The organism is Brevundimonas bullata, from assembly GCF_014207965.1.
GTDB classification, from domain to species: domain Bacteria; phylum Pseudomonadota; class Alphaproteobacteria; order Caulobacterales; family Caulobacteraceae; genus Brevundimonas; species Brevundimonas bullata_A.
Window position 1 is genome coordinate 60,287 of sequence record NZ_JACHLM010000002.1, and the last position, 26,824, is coordinate 87,110.

The window sequence follows — 26,824 nt, forward strand, 5'->3', positions numbered from 1 at the left end:
GGAGCGCCAGCGGGCAAAGATGAAGACTGGGCGGCCATCTGGCCTCGGGCCGTTCGCGCTCCCCCCTTCGCCGTCACCCCGGACGGCCCGAAGGGACGATCCGGGGCCCAGGCGGCGGATTTACTCGCTTGGGCGGAGACGCATCAGGCGCCTGGGTTCCGGGTTCGCTTCGCGCCCCGGAATGACGGCAGGGGGAGTCTTTCAAAGAAAAACGGCCCCCCGATTGCTCGGAGGGCCGCTCGTCATTCTGGCAGTTTGATCAGCGACCGAACTTCTGGTGCTGGATGCGCTTGGGAATGATGCTGTCCGCACCCAGGCGGCGCATCTTGTCCTGTTCATAGGCTTCGAAGTTGCCCTCGAACCATTCCACGTGGCCGTCACCTTCGAAGGCGAGGATGTGGGTGGCCAGACGGTCCAGGAACCAGCGGTCGTGGGAGATGACCACGGCGCAGCCGGCGAACTCCTCCAGAGCCTCTTCGAGGTTCTGCAGCGTCTCGATGTCCAGGTCGTTGGTCGGTTCATCGAGCAGGATCAGGTTGCCGCCCGAGGCCAGGGTCTTGGCCAGGTGCACGCGGTTACGCTCACCGCCGGACAGTTGGCCGACCTTCTTCTGCTGGTCGCCGCCCTTGAAGTTGAAGCTGCCGACATAGGCGCGGGTGTTGATCTCGCGCTTGCCGACCATCATCACGTCGGTGCCGCCCGAGATAGCCTGCCAGATGGTTTCGTCCGGCTTCAGGTCGTCGCGCGACTGGTCGACATAGGCCAGCTTGACGGTTTCGCCGACCTTGATGGTGCCGCCGTCGGGGGTTTCCTGGCCGGTGATCAGCTTGAACATGGTCGACTTGCCGGCGCCGTTGGGGCCGATGACGCCGACGATGCCGTTGGGCGGCAGCTTGAAGGTCAGGTTGTCGAACAGGACCTTGTCGCCATAGGACTTCTTCAGGCCCTCGACTTCCAGAACGACGTTGCCCAGGCGCGGGCCAGGCGGGATCTGGATGTGAGCGTGCGTCTGGGCGCCGCGCATCGATTCCTGTTCGTCCACCATGCGCTCATAGGCGGCCAGACGGGCCTTGGACTTGGCCTGACGGGCCTTGGCGCCCGAACGGACCCATTCCAGTTCGCGGGTAAGGGCGCGCTGGCGGGCTTCGGATTCAGAGTTCTCCTGAACGACGCGCTTCTGCTTGGCTTCCAGCCACGAGGAGTAGTTGCCCTCGTGCGGGTGGCCCTTGCCGCGGTCCAGCTCCAGCGTCCACTTGGTCACCAGGTCCAGGAAGTAACGGTCGTGGGTCACCAGGATGACGCAGCCGGGGAAGTTCTCCAGGTGGTGCTGCAGCCAGGCGACGGATTCGGCGTCCAGGTGGTTGGTCGGTTCGTCGAGCAGCAGCATGTCGGGCTTGGACAGCAGCAGGCGGGCCAGGGCCACGCGGCGCTTTTCACCCCCCGACAGGTTGGTGACTTCCCAATCGTCCGGCGGGCAGCGCAGGGCGCCCATGGCCATTTCGATGCGGCTGTCGATGTCCCAGACGTCGCCGGCGTCGATCTTCTCCTGAAGGGCGGTCATCTCCTCCATCAGCTCGTCGGTGTAGTTTTCGCCCAGCTCGTTGGCGACTTCGTTGAAGCGGTTGACCCACTGCTTCTCTTCGCACCACGACTCGACGTTCTGACGAACGTTCAGGCTGTCGTCGAGCTTGGGCTCCTGTTCCAGGTAGCCACGCTTGATGCCGTCGGCGGCGCGGGCTTCACCCGTGAACTCGGTGTCCAGGCCGGCCATGATCTTCAGCAGGGTGGATTTACCCGAGCCGTTGACCCCGACAACGCCGATCTTGGCGTCGTTGTAGAAGCTCAGCCAGATGTTCTCGAAGATCTTCTTGCCGCCGGGGAAGGTCTTGGTCAGACCCTGCATCTGGAAAATATATTGCTGCGCCATGAGGTGCGGTTTCGCCCTGTCGTCTGATCTGATGGGGAGGTTGGCGCGGGATGTAGCCGTCGCGGACCCTTTGAGCAAATCTCTAGACGTAACGCAGGGCGGTTTGAAGGCGCTGCATCCGTTCGCGCCCGTCGCGGCCTCTACCCGTCAGCCCGCTGGGGGCAGGGGAGCGAGGTTCATGAAATCACGGTCGATGGAGGCGCTGCTGGCGGCCGCGCTGGTCTGCGCCGCTGGCGAGGCGAGCGCTCAGGACCGCGCGGCCTTCGGCGCGGCGATGGACGCCTTTGCCCGCCGGGCGATGCAGCGGGTCGAGGCGGCGCCCGGTCTAGCCGTCGCCGTGGTGGACCGGGACGGGCTTGTGCATGCGGCGGGCTTCGGCGTGGCGGACGTGGCGACGGGCGCGGCCGTAACGACGGAGACGCGATTCTACATCGCCTCGGCCACCAAGAGCTTCACCGCCCTGTCGCTGGCCGCCATGGCGCGGCGGGGCGAGGTCGATCTGGACGCGCCCCTGGCCGACTGGGCGCCGCCGTCCGGCGTGCCGGCGGACATCGCCGCCCGGATCACCCTGACCGACCTGCTCAGCCACCGTTCGGGCGTGGACAATGATCCCATCGCGTTTCGTGTCGCCTATTCCGGCGACTGGAGCCCCGAGGTCCTGTGGGGGCTGACGGCGGAGACGCGACCGCGCGCCACCCCCTATGGCCAATTCGTCTATGCCAACGCCGGCTATAATCTCGCGACCGTCCTGAGCGAGCGCCGCTGGGGCCGCGACTGGCACGAGAGGGTCGAGGACGAGGTCCTGACGCCGCTGGGCATGACCGCCACGACCGCGCGCATCGACGCGGCGCGGGCGGCGGGCGCCGTGGTCGCCGCCGGTCATTTCGGGCGCGTCCCCGGCCAGCCGGAACGCTCACCGTTGCAAAAGACCGATGCGACGATGCAATCGGCGGGCGGGTTGATCTCCACCGCCAGCGATATGGCTCTCTGGCTGGAGGCCCAGATCAATGACGGCCGCGTGGGCGGGCGTCAGGTGTTTCCGGCAGGGCTGGTCGCCTCGACCCATGTCTCGCAGGTGACGCAGGCCGCGACCTTCGGCCCCTATGTCCGCACCGGCTACGGTCTGGGCTGGCAGGTCGGGCGCTATGGCGAAGACGTGTTGATCCACCACTTCGGCAACTTCTCGGGTTCGCGCGCCCATGTCTCCTTCATGCCGGAGCGACGTCTGGGCGTGGCGGTGATGGTCAATGAGGACGCCTTCGCCGGCGATCTGGCCGATGTGGTCGCCAACTACGCCTATGACTGGTTCGCTGGCCTGCCCGACATCGAGGCGGTCTATGACGCCAGGCTCGACGCCCTGATCGCCGAGCGCGACCGCCGTCGGGCGGGCGTCGCCGCAACGGTGGAAGGGCGCGCGAAACGACCGCGCACCCTGTCGCTGCCAAACGCCGCCTATGTCGGGGATTACGTCAATCCGGCCTATGGAAGCCTGGCGATCCGTGAAGCTGGGGAGCGCCTGTCGGTCGCTATCGGCGTGCAGCAAGCCCTGGCGGACTACCTGACCGAGCCGGAGGGGCTTCGCGTCGAACTGACCCCGTTCCGGGGAGAAGGTGTGGTGTTCAAGCTGGACGCGGAAGGTCGCCCGACTACGCTGGTCTATCAGGACGCGGTCTTCGTGCGGGATTAAGGCTTGGCGGGCAGGACCGCCATCAGCGCCCGCGTGAAGCCGCGTGGCGCGACCGTCAGGTGGTCCTCCTCGTTCAGGACTTCGCTGGTCAAGGTCAGGCCCTGATAGCCGCGCGACCGGAGGCGCTTCTCGAAGCGGGCGTTGTCTCCGACCATGTCATAGCGAGTGTTGAGGCGACCTGACCCCGGAAATTCGTACTCGCCGATATACATATGGACCCGCGCCGGAAGGTCCCTGTGGGCGCGGGCATAATCAGCTTCAGTCTGCATCATGGCGTGATCGCCGAACCAGAAGGACGGACTGCCCAGAATATAGCCATCGAACAGCTCCGGCTCGCTGAACAGGATCTGCGCGCCCAGCAGCCCGCCATAGGAATGGCCCAGCAGGATGCGGCGCTCTGGGTCCGCCCGGAACCGGTCCTCAATGAAGGGCAGGGCCTCAGTTTTCAGATAGGCCTGATAGGCCGCGCCGCCGCCTGTGCGGTCATTGATACGGACGGGGGTGTAGTCGCGGGTGCGGCTGCTCATGCCGCCTTCGCCCACCGCGTAGGACAGGCCGACCAGAATGAACTCCTCGATCACCGCACCATCCAGATTCACCCGCCGGGCGATCTGGCGGATGATGGGGAAGGCGTAGTCGGCGTCGGTGACATAGAGGACCGGATAGCGGCGGTTGGGCTCGGCCTCATAGCTGGCGGGCAGGCTGACGAAGACCTCGTAGTTCCGGCCCGAGGCGGGGTCGGGCACCGACCAGACCTGGGTGCCTTTCAGCACATAGGGCGCGCCCTCGGCGGCGGATTCGGCGGTGGTTTGAGCGTCCGCCTGTTCGCCGCAGCCTGCGGCGAGGCTCGCCGCCAGCAGAATCGTCGCCAGTCCCAATGCCCGCATGGAGGCCCCCTCAAGCTTCACCAGAACGGCAGACTTCAGGGCAAATGCGGCGCTGAGAGGGCGGTCAGGCGTAGTTGAAGCTGATGGAGATACGCTGTTCTTCGGCGCGGTTGGCCGGGACCTCGTGGCGCAGCCAGCTTTCCCACATCAGGATCGTGCCTGAGGCGGGCTTCAGATAGACGAAGGGCTTCTCGGCCTCGGTCGCTGCGGCGGTCAGGCCGGGGCGGGCCATCATCATGACCAGACGCGGGTCCTCGATCTTCAGCGACGAGGCGCCGTCGGGGACGTGGATATAGATGGTGCCCGAAATGATGGCGTGAGGGTGGATATGGCCGGTGTGGCCGCCGCCGGGCATCAGGACGTTGACCCACAGGTTGTCCAGCTTGGGCTTCCTCGCCAGGTCGAAGTGCAGCGCCTTGGCGTAGGCGGCGGCGTGCTTGTCCAACTGCTTCTTCAGCTCGGCGAACTCGGGGAAGCGGTGCGGCAGGTCGTTGATCGAGCCATACGACGTGTAGCCCGGATAGTGGTTGGTCTTGCACCATTCGATCCCGGCCTCGTCCTCCTCGGCCATGACCAGGCAGAGGTCGAGGATCTCCTCGTGCAGTTCGGGCCAGGCGGGCAGGTCGGCCAGCGAGGCTTCGTACACTTGGGTCGGGAAGAGGGCGCGCAGAGACATGAGGCGGTCATACCTCTCCCTCCCCATTTTGGGGAGGGTGGTTGAGCCCGAAGGGCGAGACCGGGTGGGGGCGCTTGGGTGAGGCAGGCGCCGCGTTCCGTATCGCCAAGCCCTCCCCACCCGTCTGACGCTGCGCGTCAGCCACCCTCCCCATGAAGGGGAGGGAGAGGGGCGTCACCAGCTTAACGCCGCCTCGCCGCGCAGGATCGCCTCGGCCTCGGGGCTGTGCTTGGCGTCGGTGCGGTCGTGCAGGATCAGGGGGGGGAGAAGCCGCAACGGCGCCTTGCCGGTCTTGGTGGCCTGGACCAGCACCCGCTTGGCGGGCTGGTCGGCGTAGGGATGGATCGGGCGGATGGCGAAGGAGCCGGCCTTGTCGCCCAGCAGGGCCAGCAGGTCGGCCAGACGGTCGGCGCGGTGGATGACCACGATCTTGCCGCCCTCGCGCACCGCCTTCAGCAGGAAGCCGGTCCAGGCCTTCAAGCCGTCGTCGGCCATCCAGGCCCCCATCTTGCCGGGACCGGGCGGCCGCAGCGCGCCGGGGTCGTCGAAGAAGGGCGGATTGCTGACGGCCCAGTCGAAGGTCGGCAGGTTCAGCGCGCGAAAGCCCTGCGCCACGTCGCCGCTGACGATAGTGGTTCGGTCCTCGACGCCGTTCAGGGCGGTGTTCTCGCGCGCCAGTTCGGCGGCGGTGGCATCGCGCTCCAGCCCGGTCAGGCTCACCCCGGGGCGTCGAGCGGCCACCTGCATCAAGACCGCGCCGGCGCCGCAGCCCGCTTCGATCAGCCGTTCGCCCGGCTTGGCGTCCACGGCGGCGGCCAGCAGGGCGGCGTCCATGCCGGCGCGATAGCCCTTCACCGGTTGGCGCAGCCGGACGCGGCCGCCCAGCAGGGCGGATTCCGCAACATCCGCTGCGGCGGTAAGGGTTGACCCGGCTTGACCCATCATGACGCCGCCACCATTGTGCGCCGCATCGCGTTCGAGCAAGCGGATGCGTGTGATTTCCGGGCGAATCTCCCCCTTCGCCCCCTGAGTTGAAAGAGATTTTCGTGGACGCAGCTCTCGTCGCCGCTCCCCGCCCCAAGGGCGATGTGGACGCTCTTGTTCGTCTGGCGAAGGACGACATGGCGGCGGTTGACGCCCTGATCATCGCCCGGATGCAGTCCGACGTGCCGGTGATCCCCATGCTGGCCGAGCATCTGATCTCTGCGGGCGGCAAGCGCCTGCGTCCCCTGCTGACCGTCGCCGCCGCCCGCGCCATCGGGGCTCAGGGCGACATCGCCGCCGCGACAAAGCTGGCCGCCTCGGTCGAGTTCATCCACACCGCCACCCTGCTGCACGACGACATCGTCGACGGCTCGGAGATGCGGCGCGGCAAGGTGGCGGCGCACCTGATCTGGGGCGCGGCCTCGTCGGTGCTGGTCGGCGACTTCCTGTTCGCGCGCGCCTTTGAACTGATGGTCGAGACGGATTCCCTGCGCGCCCTGGGCATTCTGGCCACGGCGTCCAGCGTCATCGCCGAGGGCGAGGTGCTGCAACTGACCCGCGCACACGACCTGAACCTGGATCAGGCCACCTATCTGCAGATCATCCGGGCCAAGACCGCCGAACTGTTCGCCGCCGCCGCCGAGTCGGGCGCGGTGGGGGCCGGCGCGACCGAGGAACAGGTGAAGGCGCTACGCGACTACGGCATGGCGCTCGGCATCGCCTTCCAGCTGGCCGACGACGCGCTGGATTACGGCAGCGACACCGCCACCCTGGGTAAGAACGCGGGCGACGACTTCAATGAGGGCAAGGCCACCCTGCCGCTGTTGCTGGCCGTCCAGCGCACCAAGGGCAAGGAAGACCTGTTCTGGGACCGCGTCATCACCAAGGGCGAACGTACGCCCGAAGATTTCGCCCGGGCGCGTGAACTGATCCTGGGCACGGGCGCGGTCGAAGCCACGCTGGACGCCGCCGGCGACTATGCCGACCGGGCCAAGGCGGCGCTGTCGGTCCTGCCGGCCAGCGACTGGCGGTCGGCGCTGGAAGATCTGGCCGACTTCGCGGTCAGCCGCGCGGCCTGATGCTGCTTGGGCTCGTCATCGCGGGGATGCTGACGGCGGCCCCGCAAGACCTGCCGCGATTCACCATGACGCCTGAACCCGGCGACGCGCTGAAGGCCGAGCTTTTCCGCCTGACGCCGGATGATCCCGAGGCGCAGGTCCGCGTTCTGCTGGGCGCAGATGAGGCCGACGCCGAGGCTTTCAGCGTTCAAGCCGCCGGCCCCCTGATGATGATGTATCGCGCGGCCGTCGGTCCGGCGGGCGGGCTGGTGCTCTACGCCGGGCCCGAAGCCGACCATAGGCCAGACGCCGCCTGCCTGCTGACGCGCAATCCTGACGGCGAGCACAACAACTCACGTCGCGCCACGGAATGGTGCCTGTCCTTCATCCTGAAGACGGCGCCGACGTTGAACATTCCGCCGGCGCCGCTCTAGGCGGTTCTTACTTCAGCGACGCGCAGAACGTCTGGATGCGGCGGCAGCCTTCTTCCAGCACGGCTTCCGAGGTGGCGTAGCTGATGCGGAAATAGGGGCTGAGGCCGAAGGCTGCGCCCTGAACCACGGCCACGCCTTCCTGATCCAGCAACTCGGCGGTGAAGACCTCGTCGTCGGTGATGACCACGCCCGATGGCGTCGTCTTGCCGATCACGCCCTCGATCGAGGGATAGACGTAGAAAGCTCCCTCAGGCGTAGGGCAGCGGATGCCCGTGGCCTGGTTCAGCATCGACACGACCAGGTCGCGGCGCTTCTCGAAGGCGGCGGAACGCTCGGCCAGGAAGTCCTGCGGGCCGTTCAGGGCTTCGACGGCGGCCCACTGGCTGATGGACGACGGGTTGGACGTCGTCTGGCTGGCCACCTTGCGCATCAGATCGATCAGCGGCTTGGGGCCGCCGGCATAGCCGATGCGCCAGCCGGTCATGGCATAGGCCTTGGACACGCCGTTGCAGGTCAGGGTGCGGTCGTAGAGGTCGGGCGCGACCTGGGCGATGGTGACGTAGTCGAAGCCGCCATAGACGAGGTGCTCATACATGTCGTCGGTCAGGATCCAGACCTGCGGGTGCTTGCGCAGCACCACGGCCAGAGCTTCCAGCTCGGCGCGGGTATAGGCGGCGCCGGTCGGGTTCGAAGGCGAGTTGAGGATCAGCCACTTGGTGCGTGGCGTTATAGCGGCGTCCAGAACCTCAGGGCGCAGCTTGAAGCCGTCGGCTTCCTCGCCGATCACGGTGACGGGCTCGCCGCCGGCCAGCAGCACCATGTCCGGGTAGGACACCCAGTAGGGGGCCGGCACGATGACTTCGTCGCCGGGGTTCAGCGTGGCCACGAAGGCGTTGAAGATCACCGGCTTGCCGCCCGAGGCGACGTGGATCTGGTTGGCGGCGTAGGTCAGGCCGTTTTCGCGCGCGAACTTGGCGACGATGGCGGCTTTCAGTTCCGGCATGCCGTCGGCGTCGGTGTACTTGGTCTCGCCGCGGTGGATGGCCTCGATGGCCGCCGCCTTGATGTTGTCGGGCGTGTCGAAGTCCGGCTCGCCGGCGCCCAGGCCGATCACGTCGCGGCCCTCGCGTTTCAGTTCCCGGGCCCGGGCGGTCACGGCCAGGGTGGCCGAAGGCTTGACGCGGGCGAGGGAGGCGGACTGAAGGCTGGACATGACTATCCCGTCTGGTGGATGTGGTGAGAGCCGGGGAGGCGAGGCTTGATACGCAACCCTGCGAAGGCGCACAACGTTTGTGCGTCTTTCGGACGATCAAAAGGCGATTTGGGCGAAATTAATGCGGCGGATCGTCGATTTTCTGCTGAATATGGAGGCGCAGCGGTGGCGGACCCTGCTGGTCAGCCTGTTGCTGCTTGGCGGAATCATCGCCCTGTTCGCCTTCGGCAAGACCCACTTCACCCTCGGCGCCGAGGAAAAGCTGGAAGCCTGGCTGGCGGGCTACCGGGTCGGGCCGTGGGGTCTGGTGGCGGCCATCGTCGTCTTCACCCTGTCGGCCTTCGTCGGCATACCGCAGTTCATCCTGATCGCGGCCTGCGTGGTGGCCTTCGGGCCGTGGTTCGGTTTTCTCTACAGCTGGATCGCGACGGTAGTCTCGGCGGCGGTCACCTACTGGCTGGGGCGCGGCCCCACGGCGCGGGCGCTGGAGCGCTTCGGCGGCGGGGTGACGGAGCGGCTGCAGCGGTTCGTCGGGCGCAACGCCTTTTCCGCCAGCTTCATCATCCGCAATGTGCCCTCGGCGCCCTTCATCGTCGTCAACATGGCGTTTGGCGCGGTGCGGGCGTCGTTTCCAGGCTATCTGGCCGGCTGCGCTCTGGGGGTTCTGCCCAAGACCGCCCTGGTCGCCTTCTTCGGCGGCTCCTTCATGGCGGCGGTTTCGGGCGACGGGGTGTGGACCTCGCTGATCCTGGCCGGGGTCGCTGTGGTCTGGCTGGGTCTGATGCTGGCCGTGCGCGAGATCGTGAAGCGGCGCGAGGCGGCGCGGACGGACTGACCCGATTTCGCGGTCCGCCGACGTTCACCTAATGGCGGACACGCAAGCCCGGCCCATCGGATCGAGCAGAGGGGGCAAGCGGGGCCGGAAAAGCTTGAGCGGACGGGCTTTCAAGCCTTGCTGTGACAAGGCTGTGATCGGTGAGTCATAGGCGCTTGCAATCGACGCGCCATGCGGGCAAACGGGCCTGTAGTCGGCTAGGCGAGGACGATCAGGACGGTTCGGCGCACATGGGTGCGCAGGGGCGGGGCATCGCCAGAGCAGACAAACAAGACTCACGCCCTAGCAGGCCCGAACAAGCGGTAACCGACGCCCATGCTTTCACCCCTCTTCGGCATGTTTTCCAACGACATCGCGATGGATCTCGGGACCGCCAACACCCTGATCTACATGCGCGGCAAGGGCATCGTTCTGAACGAGCCTTCGGTCGTCGCCCTGCGCAACGTCGGCGGTCGCAAGATCGTCCACGCCGTCGGTCTGGAAGCCAAGCAGATGCTGGGCCGCACGCCCGGCCACATGGAAGCCATCCGCCCGATGCGCGACGGGGTCATCGCTGACTTCGAAGTCGCCGAAGAGATGATCAAGCACTTCATCCGCAAGGTTCATAACCGCAAGGGCTTCGTGAACCCCAAGATGATCGTCTGCGTCCCCTCGGGCGCCACGGCCGTCGAGCGCCGCGCCATCAATGATTCTTGCCTGAACGCCTCGGCCCGTCGCGTGGGCCTGATCGACGAGCCCATGGCCGCCGCGATCGGCGCCGGTCTGCCGATCCACGAGCCGACCGGCTCGATGGTCGTCGACATCGGCGGCGGCACGACCGAAGTGGCCGTCCTGTCGCTGTCGGGCATCGTCTATTCGCGTTCGGTCCGCGTCGGCGGCGACATGATGGACGACGCCATCATCAGCTACATGCGCCGCAACCATAACCTGCTGATCGGCGAAACGACCGCTGAGCGCATCAAGAAGGACATCGGGACCGCCCGCATCCCGGCCGACGGCGAAGGCCTGTCGATCGAGGTCAAGGGCCGCGACCTGATGCAGGGCGTGCCGCGCGAAGTGAAGATGAGCGAGCGTCAGGCGGCTGAAGCTCTGGCCGAGCCGGTCTCGCAGATCGTCGAGGCCGTCAAGGTCGCCCTGGAAGCCACGCCGCCGGAACTGGCCGCCGACATCGCCGACAAGGGCATCATGCTGACGGGCGGCGGCGCATTGCTGCGCGGCCTGGACGTCGAGATCCGCGATCACACCGGCCTGCCGGTTCAGGTGGCTGATGATCCGCTGTCCTGCGTCGCCATCGGCTGCGGCAAGGTGTTGGAGCACCCGTCTTGGATGAAGGGCGTCCTCGAGTCCTCGCTCTGAGGCTGAAAAGCCTGTCGTAACGACCGCCTTCTTCGAGAATCGGTTTTTGCGATAGGCTCTCACCGCTGGCGGGGCCTGACCCCGCCGGTCCCGAATCTCTAGGTAGGAAGGCTGGCCGTGGCGTTTCGCGACGGACCGTTCGAGAATCTGAAGGTGCCGCTGGCCTGGACGGCTGCGGTCGTGGTCATCGTCGGCATCATCGGCGCGGTCATGCTTCTGCTCGGCGACAGCCGAGGACAATCCAATCCCGACGACTATGGCGCGGCGAGAGCCGGCTTCGAGACCGGCGCGGCCCCTGTGGGCGGCGCCTTGTCTGCGCCCGTCCGCTGGACCGGCAACGCCGTCGACTACGTCAAAGGCTACTTCTTCGCCGTGTCGGAGAATCGGCGTCTGCGGCAGCAGGTCTTGGAACTGAGCGCCTGGCGCGACGATGCCCTGGCGCTGAAGAACCTCAACGGCCGCTACGAACAGATGCTGGGCGTGAAGACCGAGCCGCCGGTGCCTATGGTGACGGGCCTGGCCATCACCGATGCGCGCGGCCCCTTCGCGCGGTCCCGCCTGCTGAACATCGGCGCCGCCAAGGGCGTCCGCGTCGGCAACCCGGTTCTCAGCGAGCATGGCCTGGTGGGCCGTATCATGGGCGCGTCCTCGGGCCACAGCCGCATGCTGCTGCTGACCGACGTGGCCTCGCGCACGCCGGTGCTGGTCGAACGGACCGACGCTCGCGCCATGCTGACCGGCGACGGCAGCGGCAGTCCGCGTATGGATTACGTACGCGGCGCCGGGTCCATTCAGGAAGGCGACCGGATTCTGACGTCCGGCGACGGCGGCGGGTTCCCGCGCGGTCTGCCTATCGGCATCGCGGCCAAGGGCGTTGACGGGAGCTGGCGCGTGAAGCTGTTCAGTGACCGCAGCGCCATCGACTACGTCCGGGTGCTGCTGTTCCAGGACTTCAGCCAGCTGGCTGATCAGAACGCCCTGAACGCGCCGCCGCTGGCCAGCCTGGCCGCCGCCCCGCCGCCGACCCCGGCTCAGGCCGCCGTCATTCAGGACGTGGCCACGCGCCGCGCGGCCGCCGCCGCCGCGACTGCCGAACGGGTGCGCGCCGCCAACGCCGCCCCGCCGCCGGCGCCTGTCGCGGCGCCGGTCGCCGCCACGACGGCTCCGGCCTCAACGACGACCCGTCCCGCCGCGGCGCGTCCGGCGACGGCTCAACCGCGTCCCGCCGCGCCGAGGCCGACCGCCCCTGCGCCGGTTCAGCCCGCCGCTACGCCTGAGGCCGAACCCACGCCTGCGGGAGCGGCAGAGTGAGACGGGCCATCACGGTCCGCGTCGTCGGCCCGCTGCAATGGATCATCTATCCGGCCCTGTCCGCGATCGCCGTCACCATCCTGCTGGCGATCCCGTTCCGGCTGTTTGGGCTGAACCTGCCCGAGCCGGTGCTGCCGATGGTGCTGGCCTTCGCCTGGCCGCTGATCCGCCCATCGATGCTGGCGCCCGCCGTCCTGTTCGGACTGGGGCTGTTCCTTGACCTGTTCTGGGGCGGGCCGCTGGGTCTGTGGCCGTTGAGCCTGATGGCCGTCTATGGTTCGATCCTGCTGGCGTCGAATTTCCTGGCGGGGCAGGCGACCATTGTGCTGTTCGCCCTCTATGTCGCCTCGACCGGCTTGGCCTTCTTCCTGGCCTACATGATCACTACGCTGAGCCTGGGCAATGCGCCGAGCATCCTGGCCGTCATGGGACAGGTCGTCCCGACGCTGCTGCTCTTCCCCCTGGCCGACTGGCTGATCCAGAGATTTGACGACGCCGACGTGCGCTTCCGATGAGCAGCGAACCTCACATCTTCTTCTCGGACGTCAACGAGCGGCAGGGATCGTTCCTGCGGCGCACCTTCCTGCTGGGCGGCGGGATGGCGCTGGGGACAGTGGCCCTGGTCGGCCGTCTGGCCCAGCTTCAGATCTTCAAGTCCGAGGAATACGCCACCCTCGCGACCAACAACCAGTTCAACTTCCGTCTGGTCCCGCCGCCGCGCGGCCTGATCAAGGACCGCAACGGCGTCGTCATCGCCGGCAACCGGCCCAGCTTTCGCGTCCTGGTCGTTCGCGACGAGACCAAGGACCTGGACCAGACGCTGGACCTGCTGGGCCAACTGCTGCCTGATACGCTTGAGCGCCGCCGCACCATCATCCGCGAGGTCAACGCCGCGCCGCGCTTCTCGCCTGTGCCGGTCAAGAGCGACCTGAGCTGGGAAGAGTTTTCGAAGGTCAATCTGCACGCCGCCGAGCTGCCGGGCGTCATGGCCGATATGAACGAGGCCCGCTACTATCCGTTCGGCGGGGCCTACGCCCATGTGATCGGCTATGTGGCCAAGGTGTCGGACCGCGACATCAAGGCGATTAGGGACAAGGGCGAGCAGCCGGCCTCGATCCTGTTCAATCCCGGCTTTCGCATCGGTCGTCAGGGCATTGAAAAGGCGCTGGACACCGATCTGCGCGGCGAGGCCGGCGGCAAGCGGGTCGAGGTGGACGCCCGCGGCCGGGTCGTCGCCGAGGACGCCGCAGGCTCCAAGGCGCCCGTTCAGGGTTCGGAGATCATGCTGACCCTGGATAACGACGTCCAGAACCGGGCGCTGGAAGTGTTCGGCGAGGAGGCAGGCAGTTGCGTCGTCATGGATGTGCGCAACGGCGACATCCTGGCCATGGTTTCATCGCCGTCGTTCGATCCCAACCTGTTCGTGTCGGGCGTGCCGTCGAAGATTTATCGGGCGCTGGCCGACTATGAGCGGCGTCCCCTGCTGGACAAGGCCCTGGGCGGCACCTTCGCGCCGGGCTCGACCTTCAAGCCGATCGTCGGCCTGGCGGCCATGAAGCGGGGCTGGGACCCCAACCGCCGCGTGGTCTGCAACGGCAGCTTCTTCCTGGGGCGTCGTTTTGCCTGTCTGGGTCGCCACGGCGCACTGGATCTGCGCGGCGCGATCAAGGCCTCGTGCAACGTCTACTTCATGACCATCGCCACCGAGTTCGGGCCTGACGCCATCGCAGAAACGGCGCGCGACATGGGCTTTGGCCAGAGTTTCGACATCGGCCTGACCGGTCAGAAGGCGGGCCTGGTGCCGGACCGCGAATGGCGGCGTCGGAACCCCGTGCGCGGCGACGGCAAATGGTATCCGGGCGAGACGCCCAGCTATGGCATCGGGCAGGGCGCCCTGAACGTCAACGCCCTGCAACTGGCGGTCTATACGGCCCGCATCGCCAATGGCCAGAAGGCGGTGACGCCGCGCCTGATCAAGTCAATCGGCGGCGTCGAGCAGACATCGGGCACGGCCTTCGCCGACCTGCCGTTTGATCCGGCCATGCTGAAGGTGCTGCGCGACGGCATGGAGGCGGTGACGGACGTGGGCGGTACGGGTTTCCGCAACAGCCAGTTGGGGCTAGGCGCCGTGCGCATGGCGGGCAAGACCGGCACGGCCCAGGCCCAGAACTATGGCGCGGGATCGCGCAAGGGCGCGGGCCGCCCCTGGGCCCAGAAGGACCACAACCTCTTCATCGCCTATGCCCCGACCGACAACCCGCGCTACGCCGTGTCGGTGATCGTCCAGCACGGCGGTCTGGGCGGCGGCACGGCCGGCGCGCCGCGTGCGCGTGAAGTGATGAAGGTCGCCCTGCTGAAAGACCCCGAGATCCGCGCCCGCATCGAACAGGCGGGCTTTGAGGCTCCCGAGGACGCCGGGGCCCGCGAGGCCGAGGCTCGCGGCGAGCCCGTTGACGCCTTGCCCACCGACATCGCTGCGCCCGCGCCGGAGCCCATCCAGTGACCGCTTCCGCCCTGACACGCCCCGGCGAACGCGACCGGATTTCCAGCAAGCTGGCTGAACTGGACTGGCGGGTCATCGGCCTGCTTTGCGTCCTGGCGGGCATCGGCACGGCCATGCTTTACTCGATCGCGGGCGGCAGCTGGTCGCCCTGGGCATGGAAGCATCTGCTGCGTTTCGGCCTGCTGCTGATCGCCATGATCGGCCTGGCCATGGTCCATCCGAAGTGGTGGTTCCACGCCGCCTATCCGGTCTATGGTCTCCTGCTCTTCATGGTGTTGCTGATCGAGTTCACGCCGATGGGCTATGTGGCTGGGGGCGCCAAGAACTGGCTGAACCTGGGCTTTGTCCGCATCCAGCCCGCGGAGTTCATGAAGATCGGCCTCGTCCTGGCGCTGGCGCGTTGGTACCATGGCCATTCAGCCCAGGACGCCCGCTGGTCGTGGAAGCTGCTCTTCCCCCTGGGCATGATCGGGGTGCCCTTCCTGCTGGTGGCCAAGCAGCCCGACCTGGGTTCGGCCATGATCATCGGCCTGACCGGCGCCGCCGTCATGTTCATGGCGGGGCTCAGCTGGCGCGTGATCGCCGCCGCCGCCGCCGCCGCCGTGGCCGTCATTCCGCCCTTCGTCATGTTCGTCATGCACGACTACCAGCGCAACCGCGTGCTGACCTTCCTGAACCCGGAAGCCGACCCGTCCGGCACCGGCTACAACATCATCCAGTCCAAGATCGCCCTAGGCTCGGGCGGCCTGATGGGCAAGGGCTATGGTCTGGGCAGTCAGAGCCAGCTGGAGTTCCTGCCGGAACGCCACACCGACTTCATCTTCTCGACCGTGTCCGAAGAGTTCGGCTTCCTCGGCTCCTTCACTGTTCTGGCCTGCTATCTGGCGCTGATCCTGATCTCGCTGCGGATCGCGGCCCTGTCACATAGCCATTTCGGCCGCATCAGCGCGGCGGGCATGACGGCCTTCCTGGCCCTGTTCGTCCTAATCAACGGGGCCATGGTGATGGGTTTGGCCCCGGTCGTGGGCGTGCCCATGCCGCTGTTGTCCTATGGCGGCTCGACCATGATGACGGTGATGATCGGCTTCGGCCTGATCCTGTCGACCCACGTCCACCGCTACGTCGAACTGCCGAAGGGGCAGGGGCTGTTCTGATCGCGGTTTCAGGCGTTAGGCTGAGATCATGACTGACAAAGCGCCCGAACCCGACACCATCCCTAAAGCTGATCCAGCCATGTTCTCGGACTGCGGCGACACGCCCTGTCCGCAGCCGGTCATGGCCGACCCCAAGAACCAGGCGGCGGCCATGGCCGAGGGGGTGCGGATGCGCAACAATCCCGCCGAATGGGCCTTTGTCCGCCTGTCCAAGCTGATCGAGGAGTTTGAGGCCAAGCTGGACAAGGACGAGGAGATCGGCGCTCGCGTCGTGGGCCTGCCCGGAGAGGGCACGATGCAGATCGTCGATGTCGGCTTCTGGGGGCCGGACCTGATCATCTTTTTCGGGCGCAACGCCGACGGCAAGCCGGTGCGGCTGATCCAGCACTACACCCAGCTCAACGTCGTGCTGGCCGCGATCAAGAAGCCCGAGGAGCGCGAGGCGCGCCGCATCGGCTTTCAGCTGAATGAGATGGTGATGAAGACCAATCCGCCGACTGCGGGCGCCTGAACCTGTCCGTCATCCCGGAAACGGCGCAGCCGTTATCCGGGACCGCAGGAAGCGTCGGCGTCTCGGGCGGTCCCGGCTCGGCGCGGCTTCGCCGCTGGGCCGGGATGACGGGTTTACAAAGTCGCCGCCCAATCCGTGCCTTTTATCAGGCTGTCGATGATGCCCGGCTCGCTGGAGGCGTGGCCGGCGTCGCCGACGATGTCCAGCTTGGCCTCGGGCCAGGCGCGGTGCAGGGCCCAGGCGCCCGAGATCGGCGTCACCACGTCAAAGCGGCCCTGCGCGATCCAGCAGGGGATGTGGCGGATAGTCTCGATGTTCTCGAGGATCCAGTGCTCGCTGTCGAAGAAGCCGCCGTTGGTGAAGTACCAGTTCTCGATCCGGGCGAAGGCCACGGCGAACTCGGGGTCGGCGAACTTGTCCGGCTTGCTCGACGGCCCCTGGACGCTGACCGTCTCGCCCTCCCAGGTCGACCAGGCCACGGCGCAGCGGTTCCGTTCCTCGATGTCGTCGCCCATCAGGCGCCTGTTGTAGGCGGCCATCAGGTCGCCGCGCTCGGCCTCGGGGATGGGGGCCAGGAAGCGCTCCCAGGCGTCAGGGAAGATCATCGAGGCGCCGTCCTGATAGAACCAGTGCAGTTCCTTCTTCGTCAGCAGGAAGATGCCGCGCAGGATCAGGGCCAGGCAGCGATCCGGGTGCTTGATCGCATAGGTCATCGACAGGGTGGACCCCCAGGAGCCGCCGAACACCACCCATTTGTCGATGCCCAGCTTCTCGCGCAGGCGCTCGATGTCGGCGACCAGATCCCAGGTCGTGTTGTTTTCCAGCGAGGCGTTGGGCCGCGACAGGCCGCAGCCGCGCTGGTCGAACATGACGATGCGGTATTTCGCCGGGTCGAAATAGCGCCGCATGCCCGGATTGACCGCGCCGCCGGGGCCGCCGTGCAGGACGATGACCGGCACGCCCTGCGGGTTGCCGCTTTCCTCGTAATAGATCTCGTGGACGCTGTCGGTCTGCATCCAGCCCGAGGCATAGGCTTCCAACTCGGGGTAGAGGTCGCGTCGCAGAGTGTCGGTCACAGGAAAAGCCATGTCAGGGAAATGAGGGGTTTTCAGATTGGTCGGTCAGGCGTTGACGATGTGTGAGCGGAACGCGGCGACGGCCAGCACGATCCAGCCGGCGATCATCAAGACGCCGCCGACGGGGGCGACGGCGCCCATGACGGGCAGGCTGAGCAGGCCGATCATGGCCAGGGCCAGACAAAAGATCAGCCCGCCGCCGGCGGCCAGCCAGCCGGCGATGCGCGCCGTCCTGCCGCCTGTCGTCCAGATCGCACAGGCCACGGCCAGAACGGCGTGGACCATCTGATACTGGGCGCCCGTGGTGAGCAGGCTCTTGACCGCCGGGCCGGCCCCGTGGGCGGCGAAGGCGCCCAGCGCGACGGCCATGGCGCCGTTGAAGGCGGCGAAAACGAGCAGGTTGCGGTCATGGCCCATGGCTAATGTCTAGACCACAAGACGCTGTGAGTCTGCTATCGGAGCGGCCATGAAATCCGCCCCGCGCATGGCCCTGCAATACGTCCTGCTGTTCGCCGCCAGCGGGGTGACCCTACCGTTCGCGGGCCTGTGGTTTCGCGAACAGGGGCTGAGCGGGGCCGAGATCGGCGCCCTGCTGGCCATCCCCATGCTGGGGCGGATGGTCACTGGGCCTTTGCTGGCCGTCTGGGCCGATGGCTTCCAATACCGCCGCACGCCGATCGCCCTGCTGGGGCTGGCCATGGCCGTGGGCTACGGCGGGGCCGGGCTGGTTCAGGGCTTTGCGGCCTGGGCCGTCTGCTGGTTCGTCGGGGCCACGGCGGCGGCGGCGCTGATCCCGCTCAGCGACGTGATGACTCTTCGGGTGGCCAAACGCGACGGGTTCGCCTTCTCCCTGCCGCGCGGCTGCGGTTCAGCGGCTTTCGTGGTGGCCAATGTGGTCATGGGGATGCTGCTGACGCGGGCCTCGCCTCACGCGATCATCCTCTGGATCGGGACGGCGGCGCTGCTGATCGCCGTGACGGCCTGGCGCGTCCTGCCGCCAGAACCGGTGACGGACGGCCCGCGCGTACCGGGGCTGGAACGGTTCAAGGGCCTGGGGCGACTGGTGGTCGATCCGGTCTTCATGACCGCCATCTTCGCCGTTGGCGCGGTCCAGGCGGCGCACGCCTTCTACTACGGATTCTCGGCCATCGCCTGGAAGGCGCAGGGCATTCCCGAGAGCATGACCGGCTTGCTGTGGGCCTTCTCCGTCCTGGTCGAGATCGGCTTCATGTGGGTGGTCGAGCCGTGGCGGCGGCGGGCCGGCGTCGGGCCGTGGCTGATGCTGTCCATAGGCGCGGGCGCGGCCGTCGTGCGCTGGACGCTGATGGCCTTTTCGCCGCCGCTCTGGGCGCTGTGGCCCTTGCAGACCCTGCACGCGCTCAGCTTTGCGGCCACCTATCTGGCCGGGGTGCAGATCGTCGAGCGCCTGTCGCCGTCCGACAGTCATACGGCGGCGCAGACCCTCAGTTCCGTGGTGTCGGCGGGCGTATTGATCGGTCTGGCCACGGCTGCGTCGGGGCCGCTGTACGACGCCATCGGGCTGAAGGGCTATCTGGCCATGGCGGTTCTGGCCGCGAGCGGCGGTCTGGCCGGTCTGATCCTGCAGTCGCGGTTGGCGAAGAAGGGCTAAGCCGCGTTCGGGCGGGGCAGGGGCGCCAGGTGACGGGCGATGGCCGAGGCCGCCGTCTTGACCGCCTGCTGGACCTTGGCGTTTGGCGCATCTGAAGGCGCGCGGATCAGGCCGATGGCGGGCGAGGCAGGGCCGTCCGGCAGATCGTTGAGGATGCGATACAGGATATAGCTGCCTGCATCCTCCTCGGCGTCCGAGGCGGCGATGGCGTTCAGGCCGACGGCGGTCAGGTCGCGCACGATCTCGGCGGCGGCGGCGGTGGCGCGAACCACGCCGGGGCCGGTGTGATCCAGACGCTCGGTTCCGACCAGGCGCTTGTTCTCCGCGCGTGTCTGTAGGCGGAAGGCGCCGGGATGGATAGTGCGCCCGACCAGCAGAAGGGCGCCGCACTCACCCTTGGCGATCATGGCGCTCAGCCGGGCGGCCAAGGTTTCGGCGGAGGCGTCGCCGGACACGGGCAGGGTGCGGGCGCCGACCGGGTGCCACGGATCGCCCGACAGATCCTCGACCGGGTCCCAGGCGGTGAAGTCCGGGTTCCAGGCGCAGATGGCGATGGCGGGGCGTCGGTCGGGACGTAGCCCGGTATCCATATCCAGCAAGGAGTCCACCCTGTGTGACACTAACGCGACAGCGACCGGACGGTGCGGTCAAACCCCGTGGGAGGTCAAGCCCACAGGGGTGAAATAGGGCGACTTTGCGGCTAGCTTCTAGCCCAGGTCGCCGATGGCGGCGTCCAGCAGCATGAAGGCGCGGCCCTCGTCGGTGGCCAGACGGCCCTGCACATTATGGACGTCGCCGTGACGGGCGTGATCCGCCATTTCATGGGCGAAGGCGCGGACATAGGCGTCGGCGTCGGCGCGCAGTTCGGCGTCGGCCAGGATGCGGCGCGAGACGCTGCGAACGGCGGCGGGGGCGACGCGGCGCACGATCTGACGGGCGCGGTCCGGGTCCTGGGCCGAAAGGGCGCGAGCGGCTTCCTCGATGCGGGCGCGGGGCAGCAGGGCGTTGGGATCGACTCCCATGCGGCGGATGGCGGCGGTCACGCGGTTGGCCAGGGCGGCGGCGTCGACCGGCGCAGAGAAAGGCGCGTCCAGTTCCAACGGCGCTTCATAGGCGTCCTGATCGTGGTCGCTGGCCAGATCGCTCCAGTCCAGGACTTCATCCTTGGCGGGAGCCAGGGGGGCAGTTTCATCACCGGTCGGTTCAAGGCGCAGGCGACCACGCAGGCCAAAGCCGCGCTCCTCGGCACGCTTGGCGGCGGGTTCGGGCTTCGACTCCGGCTTCGGCTCGACAGGACGCGCCTTGTAGCGCGGCGTCTCGGGCGCTGGGGTGGACAACAGCGGCTCGCGACGGCGACCGTTCGCGCCCTCGCCCGAAACCACGCCCATGACGCGGACCGTTTCGGTCAGCATCTCGTAGTTGCGGCGCACCCGCTCCTGGAAGCCGGCCTCGAGAGCCACAGTGTCGTCGGCGGCTTTCTTCGACGCGGCCGAAAGGGCGGCCAGACCGTCCTCGACCGAGGCGCGCACGGCGTCGACGCGGGCGGCGGCTTCTTGCGGCAGGCGGCTGGCGCGGTCGTCCATCCCGGCGACGGCGGTCTCGACCTGGGCCAGGGCGGCGGTCATCCGGTGCAGGGTGCCTTCCAGACGCTCGATGACCTTTTCGCCGGTCAGATCGACCATGTCGGCGGTCTGGTTGACGATCTTGCGCGCGCCGTCGATGCGGGCTTCGGCGGCTTCATCGGCTTTCTGGGCGGCGTCGAACAGGGACTCGCCCAGACGGTCTGCGCGGATCTGGGCCTGTTCTATGGCGGCGGCGGCGGCGGCGCGCTGATCTTCGGCGGTGGCTTGCAGGGCCGAGAGGGCGCGACGGGTTTCCTCGACCAGCAGGTCGCGGGCTTCGGCGGCCAGGGCTTCGAAGCGGTCCAGCGCCAGCTTGGTGGCGTGGTCGAAGCCGTCGGCCTCGCGCTGCGACAGGTCCACCAGGGCGCGGAACTGATCGGCGGCGGCCTCGATCTGGGCCTTCATGGCCTCGCTCACATCGCCGGTCGTCTGGCTGAGTTCGCCGGCGGCTGTGCGGGTCAGGGACAGTTGCTCGGTGAACCGGGCGCGCTGGCTCTCGATCTGGGCCGAGAAGTCTTCCTGATCGGTGCGCAGGGCGTAGGCGGCGGTGACGAGCGAGGCGCGCTGCTGGCTCAGGCCTTCCTCAACCGACTGAATCTGCTCGGCGACGCCGGTCCCGGCGGTTTCCAGACGCAGGGTCTGGCGAGCCAGGTCGTCGGCGGCGGCGCGAGCGGCGTCCTGGGCTTCATTGGCGGCGGCGGCCAGATCGGCGGCGCGGGCGGCCAGGGCGGCCTCGGCTTCGCGCAACTGGGTCTGTGCCAGGTCCGAGGCGTCCACCACCATGCGCGACTGGCGCTCGACGGCGTCGACCACGCCGGCAGCCTGACTGTCCAGTTGAACGCCGAGGGCGCCCATCTGTTCACGCTCGCGGCCCAACTGATCGCTCAGACGACGGGCCATGCGACCGGCGCCGTCGGCGGCTTCGTTCAGGCGGACGGTTTCCTCGACCAGGGCTTCGCGCAGCAGGGCCATGTCGTTACGGGCGCGCTCTGCGGCAAGCGCCGCCTGATCAATGTCGCCGCGCAGGGCCGTCAGCACCTGACCGGTTTGATGAGCGGCAAGCGCCGTCGGGCCGACCATGGCCTCGGCCATGTCGCGGGCGCGGCGGGTCTCGAGCGCCAGATTGGCGCCTTGACGGACAGCATGGGCCAACATGATCGCCAGACCCGCAGGGGCCAGGGCGATCAGGGCGTAAACGGCCAGTCGCAGGGGCTCCAGCTGAACGGCGCCCGATCCGAACTCATAGGCGAACCAGGAGGCGACGCCGCCGATCCACAGGGCCGAGGCTATGCCGGCGATCAGATAGGCGTTGCCGCCGGGCTTCTGAGCGGGCGCGCGCCGCGCGGCGATCGGGGCCGAGACTGTAGCAGGCGGCGGCGCTTCGTCGACGACGGCGGGGGGCGCATCGGCCGAAACGGCGAATGGGGGCAGGTCGGACGCGGGCTGGGCGTGCAGGGCGGCTGCGCGCTCCTCGGCCAGCCGCTGTTCCTCCAGCAGCCGCCGACGGCGGCGTTCGGACATCGGCTTCTCAGACAGGGGGGCGCGATCAAGCGCCAGCGCATCGTCGGGCGTGACGACGGAGGCGGAGTCGTCATGACCCTCGCCCGGTTCCGGGTCGGAGAGGTTGAGCGGCGGCCGATGGCTGGACTTCATGGGGCGTCGATCTCGATCACTATTCGCCGGAAACGCGGCGAGGGCGCGCGGAGGGTTTGAACCCTAGCGGCTCGATCCGGCTGCGCAAAGGCTCGGGCAGAGGGATTCAGTGGGAAGATTGGGAAGATCGCCGCGGAAAACGCGGTGTCAGCAGTCGCGAGGCGCGGCGACGGCGATGGCGCCAGCGGGCTTGTCCTTGCAGTCCTGCACGCGCTGGATCTCACGATCAGCGTGGCGCGGGGCGTGCAGATCGACGCCAAACTGCGACAACGCCGCCGCAGCGAGCATCGCAATCAGTCCAGCCAGCATGTCCAGCAGCATTTGCATGGTCGGCGTTATGGCAGACGCAGGGCGGATTTACAATGAGGCGGCAATATGAAGCGGGGCTGTAGAGCCTCGACTTGGAACGAAAACCCTCGGAGCGTCACTGTAACGTCAAGCGCGTGGCGGATCGTCACGCGAATCAGACAGCTAAGGCCGTATGCACGATCAGGGCGACACCTATGAAGGCAGCTTGCTCGACCCCGGGCGTGACTGCTGGCGCGTGGACATGGCGCATCGTTTTACGCCCCTGATGGAGAATAATGCCTACTTCGACGCCCTGGCTTCGGCGCTGAAGAAGGCGAAAACCTCAATCGTCGTCCTGGGCTGGCAGTTCGACCCCAGGACGCGGCTGGACCCGGAATCCCCTCTGACCGACCGTCGCGGCGAGATCGGTCATCAGTTGCGGATGCTGGTGCGCGAAAAGCCCGATCTGGACGTGCGGCTGCTGATCTGGAAGTCGCCGCTGCTGATCGCCGCCTCGCAGGGTTTCTATCCCCACAAGGCGCAGCGCTGGTTCAGAAAGCGGACGGTCGAGTTCCGCCTCGATCAGCCCGGCATCCTTGGGGCTTGCCACCATCAGAAGGTGGTTATCATTGACGACAAGGTGGCCTTCTGCGGCGGTGGCGACATCGCCACGGATCGCTGGGACACGGCTGAGCACCTCGACAATGATCCGCGCCGCTGCCAGCCCTCGGGCCTGTTCAGCGCGCCCCGGCACGAGGTCATGTGCGTGATGGACGGCCCGGCGGCCAAGGCGCTGGGCGATCTGGCGCGCGAGCGTTGGTATCGCGCCACATGGGAACGCACCGTGCCGGAAGAAGTGGCGGGCGATCCGTGGCCCGACGGGGTCGAGCCGGCCCTGACGGACGTGCCTGTCGGCATCGCCCGCACAGAACCGCGCGTCCGCGGACGGCCCGAGGTGCGCGAGAACGAGGCCCTGCATCTGGAATCCATCCGCCGGGCCAAGCGACTGATCTATCTGGAGAACCAGTATTTCACCTCGCCGATCATCGCCGCCGCCCTGGCCGAGCGCCTGGCAGAGCCTGATGGACCTGAGATCGTGCTGGTCTCGACCGGGCGCAGTCCCAGCTGGTTCGACGGCCTGACCATGGACACAGCCCGCGCCGAGGTCCTGTACCGACTGGAACAGGCCGACGCCTACAATCGCTTCAGCGCCTTCAGTCCCAGGACGGCGGAGGGCGACCGCATCATCGTCCACGCCAAGGTGTCGATCATCGACGACCAGTTGCTGCGGATCGGCTCGACCAATCTGAACAACCGCTCGCAGGGGCTGGACACCGAATGCGACGTCGCCGTCGAACCGACGACGGACGAGGGACGGGAGGTGGTGCGGCGGTTCCGTCAGCGCTCCCTGGGGCATTTTATCGGGGTGTCGGGCGACACCTTCGCTCAGGCCGAGGCCATCATGGGCTCGGTGGGGCAGGCCATCATGACCTTCGGCTCCGAGCGCATGAGCCTGCTGGGATCGACCCTGCCCTCGCCGATAGAGCGCCTGTTCGCCGAATGGCAGCTGGGCGATCCCATGTCGTCAATGGACGCCTGGCGGCCATGGAAACGGCTGAACCGTACGCACCGCACCCGGCCCCGTTCGGAAGGCGGTCAGGCCCCGGGCTGATCCCGGAACTCGAAGTCGATGGCCAGCGGCAGGTGATCGGACGCGGACCGCGCCAGGGGATGCAGCGGCGTCATGGCCCCCGTCACCCGGATCTCGGGGCTGACGAAGCAGTGGTCGATGCGGATGGCCGGGAAGCTGGAGGGGAAGGTCTTCACCGAGGGCTTCAGCCCCAGTTCGCGCTGGGCGTCGGCCAGTCGTCGCGTCAGGGCTTGATAGGGACGGGTGATGGAGGTGGCGTTGAAGTCGCCTGTCAGCAGCGTCGGTCCGGTGCAGCGGGGATCGCCCAGCCAGTCCGGCCCGACCAGGGCCGCCGCCTGCATCCGCTGCTCGCGCGGCACCAGGCCGAAATGGGTGTTGAAGACGTTCAGGATGGTCCCGTTGAAGTCGATGGCCGACCACAGGGCCCCGCGCGGTTCCAGACCACGAAGGTTGGGCAGGGTCGGCAGGGCGCCGGCTCGCATCAGGCGTTCCGGGTGCGGGGTCAGGATGGCGTCGCCGTACAGCTCCGCCTCGACCTGCATGGCCGGATGAAAGCGGAAGCTCATCGATAGAAGTTCGGCGATGGCGCTGGCCTGATCGACGCCGTCGGTGCGGGCGCGGCCGACGTCCAGTTCCTGCAGACAGACGATGTCCGGTTCCAGTTCGGCGATCACGGCGGCGACGCGCGCCACGTCCAGCTTGCGGTCGACGCCGACGCAGCGGTGCACATTATAGGTGACGAGTCTGGGCATGGGTCCTTATAGGCGCGGTCGATCCCGCAGCCTGTCTATCCGCTCTAGATGACAACCAGACGGTCGGGGACCTCGTTGATATCAGCGGATCGCGGCGGAAACTGTTCCGCCAGCACATTTCCGCACAGGGCGATGGCCTGTTGCATCCCCTCGACCGGCTGATTGCGGCGCAGACCCTCGGTGAGGGCGGCGACGGCGTCGGCCCAGACCTCGGGACTGACGCAGGCGTGGATGCCTTCGTCGGCGATGACCTCGACCTGATGATCGGCCAGGGCGGCGAAGATCAGCACCCCGGTCCGCGCTTCGGTGACGTGGAGGCCGTGGGCCAGGAACTGTTGCATGGCCGCGCGACGCACGCGGGTGCGGCGCAGGGGGGCGGGGGTCAGCAGCCGCCGCACCGCCGGGATCAGGCTCAGCAGAAAGACGCCGAGGAAGACCGCCGCCTGCACCAGGGCATAGGCGGCCAGAGCCTGTCCGATCTCGGCGTCGCGCGCGGCGGCGTGGGCTGCCTGCCAGTCGGCGCTGCCGAGGTTGCTGAGATTGGGCAGCCAGTGGGCGCCGAAGCCCAGCGGGATCAGGGTCAGAGGCAGCAGCAGGGCCGCCGCCGCAGCCCAGGCCAGGCTGACGTCGCGATAGGAGGATACCTGCCGCGCCACGACGCAGAAGATTTCGCCCGAGGTGTTTTCCTCGGCGCGGGCGATGGCCTCGGCCACCTGCGCGTGGTCCTGCTGAGTGAACTGCATCACCATCCCCCCGAGGCGCCGCCGCCGCCGAAGCCGCCGCCGCCCCCGCCAAATCCGCCGCCGCCTCCACCGAAGCCGCCACCGCCGCCCCAGCCGCCGCGTCCGCCGCCGCGACCCTGGTTCTTCAGCGCCTCGCTGGCGGCCCAGATCAGGATGGGGGTCAGGCCGTCGCCTTTGCCGCCTCCGCGCCCGCCACGTCGACGCCGTCCGCCCGCCGCCGCCCCGACCAGGCTGATGAACAGGAAGAAGAAGATCAGGAAGATGATGATGGCGGGCAGAATCGGCGCCTCGCGCTCGCTCGCGGCGGTCTTGGCCTCGGCCGCGCGGGCCTGAGCCTCGGCGGGATCGGCGGTCAACTGGGCGATGATGGCGTCGGTCCCGGCGATGATGCCGGCGGCATAGTCGCCCGTGCGGAAGGCCGGCAGGATGTCGTCGCGGATGATCATGGACGAACAGGCGTCGGTCAGCACGCCCTCCAGCCCATAACCGACCTCGATGCGCACCTTGCGCTCGTTCGGCGCGACGATCAGCAGGGCACCGCCGTCGTTTTCCTTCTGCCCGATGCCCCAGTGACGACCCAGCTGATAGCCGAAGTCCTCGATCTCCTGATCCTGAAGCGAAGGCAGGGTGACGACGACCAGTTGATCTCCGGTCTGCTGTTCCAGCGTGGCCAGCTTGTCGGTCAGGGCCTGTTCCTGTTGCGGCGTCAGCAGCTGGGCGTCGTCAACCACCCGCCCGGTCAGGGTAGGGAAGTTGATCTCGGCGGCGAAGGCGGGCAGCGCCGCCAGCCACAGGACAAGGCCGAGCAGCAGCGCCGGGATCAGGCCCGGCGCTCGCCTGTCCCTCGCAATGAGGGCGGAGGGGGTCATGACG

At 67.8% G+C, this 26,824-nt stretch carries 25 protein-coding genes; 12 read left to right on the forward strand and 13 right to left on the reverse strand.

From position 1 onward, the window contains the following. Positions 1 to 259: 259 nt before the first annotated feature. Entirely contained in the window at positions 260 to 1,927 is a 1,668-nt protein-coding gene (ettA, locus tag HNP51_RS04735; protein ID WP_178823659.1) for an energy-dependent translational throttle protein EttA, read from the reverse strand. A 178-nt stretch (positions 1,928 to 2,105) separates the two neighbouring features. Between ettA and HNP51_RS04740 the strand changes: the two genes are divergently transcribed. Then, positions 2,106 to 3,614 carry a serine hydrolase gene (locus HNP51_RS04740; protein ID WP_184267704.1) on the forward strand — a complete coding sequence of 503 codons (1,509 nt, stop codon included), beginning with the start codon at positions 2,106 to 2,108 and terminating at the stop codon, positions 3,612 to 3,614. Here the strand turns inward: HNP51_RS04740 and HNP51_RS04745 are convergent. The 3 genes from HNP51_RS04745 to HNP51_RS04755 all read right to left on the reverse strand — a co-directional run bounded on the left by HNP51_RS04745 (position 3,611) and on the right by HNP51_RS04755 (position 6,122). After that, positions 3,611 to 4,501, reverse strand: a complete 891-nt coding sequence (locus tag HNP51_RS04745) for an alpha/beta hydrolase (protein WP_184267706.1) — start codon at positions 4,499 to 4,501, stop codon at positions 3,611 to 3,613. The two genes, HNP51_RS04740 and HNP51_RS04745, sit on opposite strands and share 4 nt — an antisense overlap. A 64-nt stretch (positions 4,502 to 4,565) precedes the next feature. Continuing rightward, positions 4,566 to 5,177 (reverse strand): TIGR02466 family protein, encoded by a 612-nt coding sequence (locus tag HNP51_RS04750; protein ID WP_184267708.1) that lies wholly within the window; start codon positions 5,175 to 5,177, stop codon positions 4,566 to 4,568. A gap of 174 nt (positions 5,178 to 5,351) precedes the next feature. Then, entirely contained in the window at positions 5,352 to 6,122 is a 771-nt protein-coding gene (locus HNP51_RS04755) for a tRNA1(Val) (adenine(37)-N6)-methyltransferase (RefSeq protein WP_184267710.1), read from the reverse strand. 143 nt (positions 6,123 to 6,265) lie between these two features. Between HNP51_RS04755 and HNP51_RS04760 the strand changes: the two genes are divergently transcribed. Together HNP51_RS04760 and HNP51_RS04765 are read left to right on the forward strand one after the other, a co-directional pair. Continuing rightward, a complete protein-coding gene (locus tag HNP51_RS04760; RefSeq protein ID WP_184269055.1) occupies positions 6,266 to 7,240 on the forward strand; it encodes a polyprenyl synthetase family protein in 975 nt (324 codons plus the stop codon). Further along, positions 7,240 to 7,653 carry a hypothetical protein gene (locus HNP51_RS04765; RefSeq protein WP_184267712.1) on the forward strand — a complete coding sequence of 138 codons (414 nt, stop codon included), beginning with the start codon at positions 7,240 to 7,242 and terminating at the stop codon, positions 7,651 to 7,653. Before HNP51_RS04760 ends, HNP51_RS04765 begins: the two co-directional genes overlap by 1 nt. Before the next feature lie 7 nt (positions 7,654 to 7,660). On the opposite strand, the gene HNP51_RS04770 is transcribed toward HNP51_RS04765, so the two are convergent. Beyond that, the gene (locus tag HNP51_RS04770; protein ID WP_184267714.1) at positions 7,661 to 8,866 is read right to left on the reverse strand and encodes a pyridoxal phosphate-dependent aminotransferase; all 1,206 of its coding nucleotides are present in this window, start codon (positions 8,864 to 8,866) and stop codon (positions 7,661 to 7,663) included. A gap of 121 nt (positions 8,867 to 8,987) precedes the next feature. On the opposite strand from HNP51_RS04770, the gene HNP51_RS04775 reads away from it, so the two are divergent. The 7 genes from HNP51_RS04775 to HNP51_RS04805 all read left to right on the forward strand — a co-directional run bounded on the left by HNP51_RS04775 (position 8,988) and on the right by HNP51_RS04805 (position 16,536). After that, entirely contained in the window at positions 8,988 to 9,701 is a 714-nt protein-coding gene (locus tag HNP51_RS04775) for a TVP38/TMEM64 family protein (RefSeq protein ID WP_184267716.1), read from the forward strand. A gap of 315 nt (positions 9,702 to 10,016) precedes the next feature. Next, entirely contained in the window at positions 10,017 to 11,057 is a 1,041-nt protein-coding gene (locus HNP51_RS04780; RefSeq protein WP_114818699.1) for a rod shape-determining protein, read from the forward strand. Between the two features lie 117 nt (positions 11,058 to 11,174). After that, on the forward strand, positions 11,175 to 12,368 hold the full coding sequence (gene mreC / locus HNP51_RS04785; protein WP_184267718.1) for a rod shape-determining protein MreC: 1,194 nt from the start codon (positions 11,175 to 11,177) through the stop codon (positions 12,366 to 12,368). Then, positions 12,365 to 12,883, forward strand: coding sequence for a hypothetical protein (locus HNP51_RS04790; RefSeq protein ID WP_184267720.1), 519 nt, complete (start codon positions 12,365 to 12,367; stop codon positions 12,881 to 12,883). Before mreC ends, HNP51_RS04790 begins: the two co-directional genes overlap by 4 nt. After that, positions 12,880 to 14,871 carry a penicillin-binding protein 2 gene (gene mrdA / locus HNP51_RS04795; protein ID WP_184267722.1) on the forward strand — a complete coding sequence of 664 codons (1,992 nt, stop codon included), beginning with the start codon at positions 12,880 to 12,882 and terminating at the stop codon, positions 14,869 to 14,871. Before HNP51_RS04790 ends, mrdA begins: the two co-directional genes overlap by 4 nt. Next, positions 14,868 to 16,025 carry a rod shape-determining protein RodA gene (gene rodA / locus HNP51_RS04800; protein WP_184267724.1) on the forward strand — a complete coding sequence of 386 codons (1,158 nt, stop codon included), beginning with the start codon at positions 14,868 to 14,870 and terminating at the stop codon, positions 16,023 to 16,025. Before mrdA ends, rodA begins: the two co-directional genes overlap by 4 nt. A gap of 28 nt (positions 16,026 to 16,053) precedes the next feature. Further along, positions 16,054 to 16,536: a DUF6173 family protein gene (locus HNP51_RS04805; protein ID WP_184267726.1), complete on the forward strand. Its 483-nt coding sequence runs from the start codon at positions 16,054 to 16,056 to the stop codon at positions 16,534 to 16,536. Between the two features lie 113 nt (positions 16,537 to 16,649). Here the strand turns inward: HNP51_RS04805 and pip are convergent, their stop codons facing one another. Both pip and HNP51_RS04815 read right to left on the reverse strand, forming a co-directional pair. Further along, on the reverse strand, positions 16,650 to 17,624 hold the full coding sequence (gene pip / locus HNP51_RS04810; protein WP_184267728.1) for a prolyl aminopeptidase: 975 nt from the start codon (positions 17,622 to 17,624) through the stop codon (positions 16,650 to 16,652). A gap of 33 nt (positions 17,625 to 17,657) precedes the next feature. Then, positions 17,658 to 18,029 carry a DUF423 domain-containing protein gene (locus HNP51_RS04815; protein ID WP_184267730.1) on the reverse strand — a complete coding sequence of 124 codons (372 nt, stop codon included), beginning with the start codon at positions 18,027 to 18,029 and terminating at the stop codon, positions 17,658 to 17,660. Positions 18,030 to 18,078: 49 nt separating this feature from the next. Here HNP51_RS04815 and HNP51_RS04820 point away from each other — a divergent pair, with 49 nt between their 5' ends. Then, positions 18,079 to 19,242, forward strand: coding sequence for an MFS transporter (locus HNP51_RS04820; RefSeq protein WP_184267732.1), 1,164 nt, complete (start codon positions 18,079 to 18,081; stop codon positions 19,240 to 19,242). On the opposite strand, the gene HNP51_RS04825 is transcribed toward HNP51_RS04820, so the two are convergent. From HNP51_RS04825 to HNP51_RS04835, 3 genes are all read right to left on the reverse strand, one after another. After that, complete coding sequence (locus tag HNP51_RS04825; protein WP_184269057.1) at positions 19,239 to 19,832, reverse strand: hypothetical protein; 594 nt, start codon at positions 19,830 to 19,832, stop codon at positions 19,239 to 19,241. The genes HNP51_RS04820 and HNP51_RS04825 overlap by 4 nt on opposite strands. A gap of 117 nt (positions 19,833 to 19,949) precedes the next feature. Next, the gene (locus HNP51_RS04830) at positions 19,950 to 22,517 is read right to left on the reverse strand and encodes a tipN (protein ID WP_184267733.1); all 2,568 of its coding nucleotides are present in this window, start codon (positions 22,515 to 22,517) and stop codon (positions 19,950 to 19,952) included. Between the two features lie 147 nt (positions 22,518 to 22,664). After that, complete coding sequence (locus tag HNP51_RS04835; RefSeq protein ID WP_184267735.1) at positions 22,665 to 22,844, reverse strand: hypothetical protein; 180 nt, start codon at positions 22,842 to 22,844, stop codon at positions 22,665 to 22,667. Positions 22,845 to 22,998: 154 nt separating this feature from the next. On the opposite strand from HNP51_RS04835, the gene HNP51_RS04840 reads away from it, so the two are divergent. Further along, a complete protein-coding gene (locus HNP51_RS04840) occupies positions 22,999 to 24,477 on the forward strand; it encodes a phospholipase D-like domain-containing protein (protein WP_184267737.1) in 1,479 nt (492 codons plus the stop codon). Here the strand turns inward: HNP51_RS04840 and HNP51_RS04845 are convergent. Genes HNP51_RS04845 through HNP51_RS04855 form a run of 3 tightly spaced genes read right to left on the reverse strand, consistent with a single transcriptional unit; the run spans position 24,462 to position 26,820 of the window. After that, positions 24,462 to 25,208, reverse strand: coding sequence for an endonuclease/exonuclease/phosphatase family protein (locus HNP51_RS04845; protein ID WP_184267739.1), 747 nt, complete (start codon positions 25,206 to 25,208; stop codon positions 24,462 to 24,464). The two genes, HNP51_RS04840 and HNP51_RS04845, sit on opposite strands and share 16 nt — an antisense overlap. 44 nt (positions 25,209 to 25,252) lie before the next feature. After that, the gene (locus tag HNP51_RS04850; protein WP_311769901.1) at positions 25,253 to 25,951 is read right to left on the reverse strand and encodes a TPM domain-containing protein; all 699 of its coding nucleotides are present in this window, start codon (positions 25,949 to 25,951) and stop codon (positions 25,253 to 25,255) included. After that, positions 25,951 to 26,820 carry a YgcG family protein gene (locus HNP51_RS04855; protein ID WP_184267744.1) on the reverse strand — a complete coding sequence of 290 codons (870 nt, stop codon included), beginning with the start codon at positions 26,818 to 26,820 and terminating at the stop codon, positions 25,951 to 25,953. Before HNP51_RS04855 ends, HNP51_RS04850 begins: the two co-directional genes overlap by 1 nt. Between the last annotated feature and the right edge of the window lie 4 nt (positions 26,821 to 26,824).

What these genes read in the sequence shown, in the direction of transcription:
- ettA (WP_178823659.1), bottom strand. Translation starts at nt 1,927, where the DNA reads ATGGCGCAGCAATATATTTTCCAGATGCAGGGTCTGACCAAGACCTTC.
- HNP51_RS04740 (WP_184267704.1), top strand. Translation starts at nt 2,106, where the DNA reads ATGAAATCACGGTCGATGGAGGCGCTGCTGGCGGCCGCGCTGGTCTGC.
- HNP51_RS04745 (WP_184267706.1), bottom strand. Translation starts at nt 4,501, where the DNA reads ATGCGGGCATTGGGACTGGCGACGATTCTGCTGGCGGCGAGCCTCGCC.
- HNP51_RS04750 (WP_184267708.1), bottom strand. Translation starts at nt 5,177, where the DNA reads ATGTCTCTGCGCGCCCTCTTCCCGACCCAAGTGTACGAAGCCTCGCTG.
- HNP51_RS04755 (WP_184267710.1), bottom strand. Translation starts at nt 6,122, where the DNA reads ATGATGGGTCAAGCCGGGTCAACCCTTACCGCCGCAGCGGATGTTGCG.
- HNP51_RS04765 (WP_184267712.1), top strand. Translation starts at nt 7,240, where the DNA reads ATGCTGCTTGGGCTCGTCATCGCGGGGATGCTGACGGCGGCCCCGCAA.
- HNP51_RS04770 (WP_184267714.1), bottom strand. Translation starts at nt 8,866, where the DNA reads ATGTCCAGCCTTCAGTCCGCCTCCCTCGCCCGCGTCAAGCCTTCGGCC.
- HNP51_RS04775 (WP_184267716.1), top strand. Translation starts at nt 8,988, where the DNA reads ATGCGGCGGATCGTCGATTTTCTGCTGAATATGGAGGCGCAGCGGTGG.
- HNP51_RS04780 (WP_114818699.1), top strand. Translation starts at nt 10,017, where the DNA reads ATGCTTTCACCCCTCTTCGGCATGTTTTCCAACGACATCGCGATGGAT.
- mrdA (WP_184267722.1), top strand. Translation starts at nt 12,880, where the DNA reads ATGAGCAGCGAACCTCACATCTTCTTCTCGGACGTCAACGAGCGGCAG.
- HNP51_RS04805 (WP_184267726.1), top strand. Translation starts at nt 16,054, where the DNA reads ATGACTGACAAAGCGCCCGAACCCGACACCATCCCTAAAGCTGATCCA.
- pip (WP_184267728.1), bottom strand. Translation starts at nt 17,624, where the DNA reads ATGGCTTTTCCTGTGACCGACACTCTGCGACGCGACCTCTACCCCGAG.
- HNP51_RS04815 (WP_184267730.1), bottom strand. Translation starts at nt 18,029, where the DNA reads ATGGGCCATGACCGCAACCTGCTCGTTTTCGCCGCCTTCAACGGCGCC.
- HNP51_RS04820 (WP_184267732.1), top strand. Translation starts at nt 18,079, where the DNA reads ATGAAATCCGCCCCGCGCATGGCCCTGCAATACGTCCTGCTGTTCGCC.
- HNP51_RS04825 (WP_184269057.1), bottom strand. Translation starts at nt 19,832, where the DNA reads ATGGATACCGGGCTACGTCCCGACCGACGCCCCGCCATCGCCATCTGC.
- HNP51_RS04830 (WP_184267733.1), bottom strand. Translation starts at nt 22,517, where the DNA reads ATGAAGTCCAGCCATCGGCCGCCGCTCAACCTCTCCGACCCGGAACCG.
- HNP51_RS04835 (WP_184267735.1), bottom strand. Translation starts at nt 22,844, where the DNA reads ATGCAAATGCTGCTGGACATGCTGGCTGGACTGATTGCGATGCTCGCT.
- HNP51_RS04840 (WP_184267737.1), top strand. Translation starts at nt 22,999, where the DNA reads ATGCACGATCAGGGCGACACCTATGAAGGCAGCTTGCTCGACCCCGGG.
- HNP51_RS04845 (WP_184267739.1), bottom strand. Translation starts at nt 25,208, where the DNA reads ATGCCCAGACTCGTCACCTATAATGTGCACCGCTGCGTCGGCGTCGAC.
- HNP51_RS04850 (WP_311769901.1), bottom strand. Translation starts at nt 25,951, where the DNA reads ATGCAGTTCACTCAGCAGGACCACGCGCAGGTGGCCGAGGCCATCGCC.
- HNP51_RS04855 (WP_184267744.1), bottom strand. Translation starts at nt 26,820, where the DNA reads ATGACCCCCTCCGCCCTCATTGCGAGGGACAGGCGAGCGCCGGGCCTG.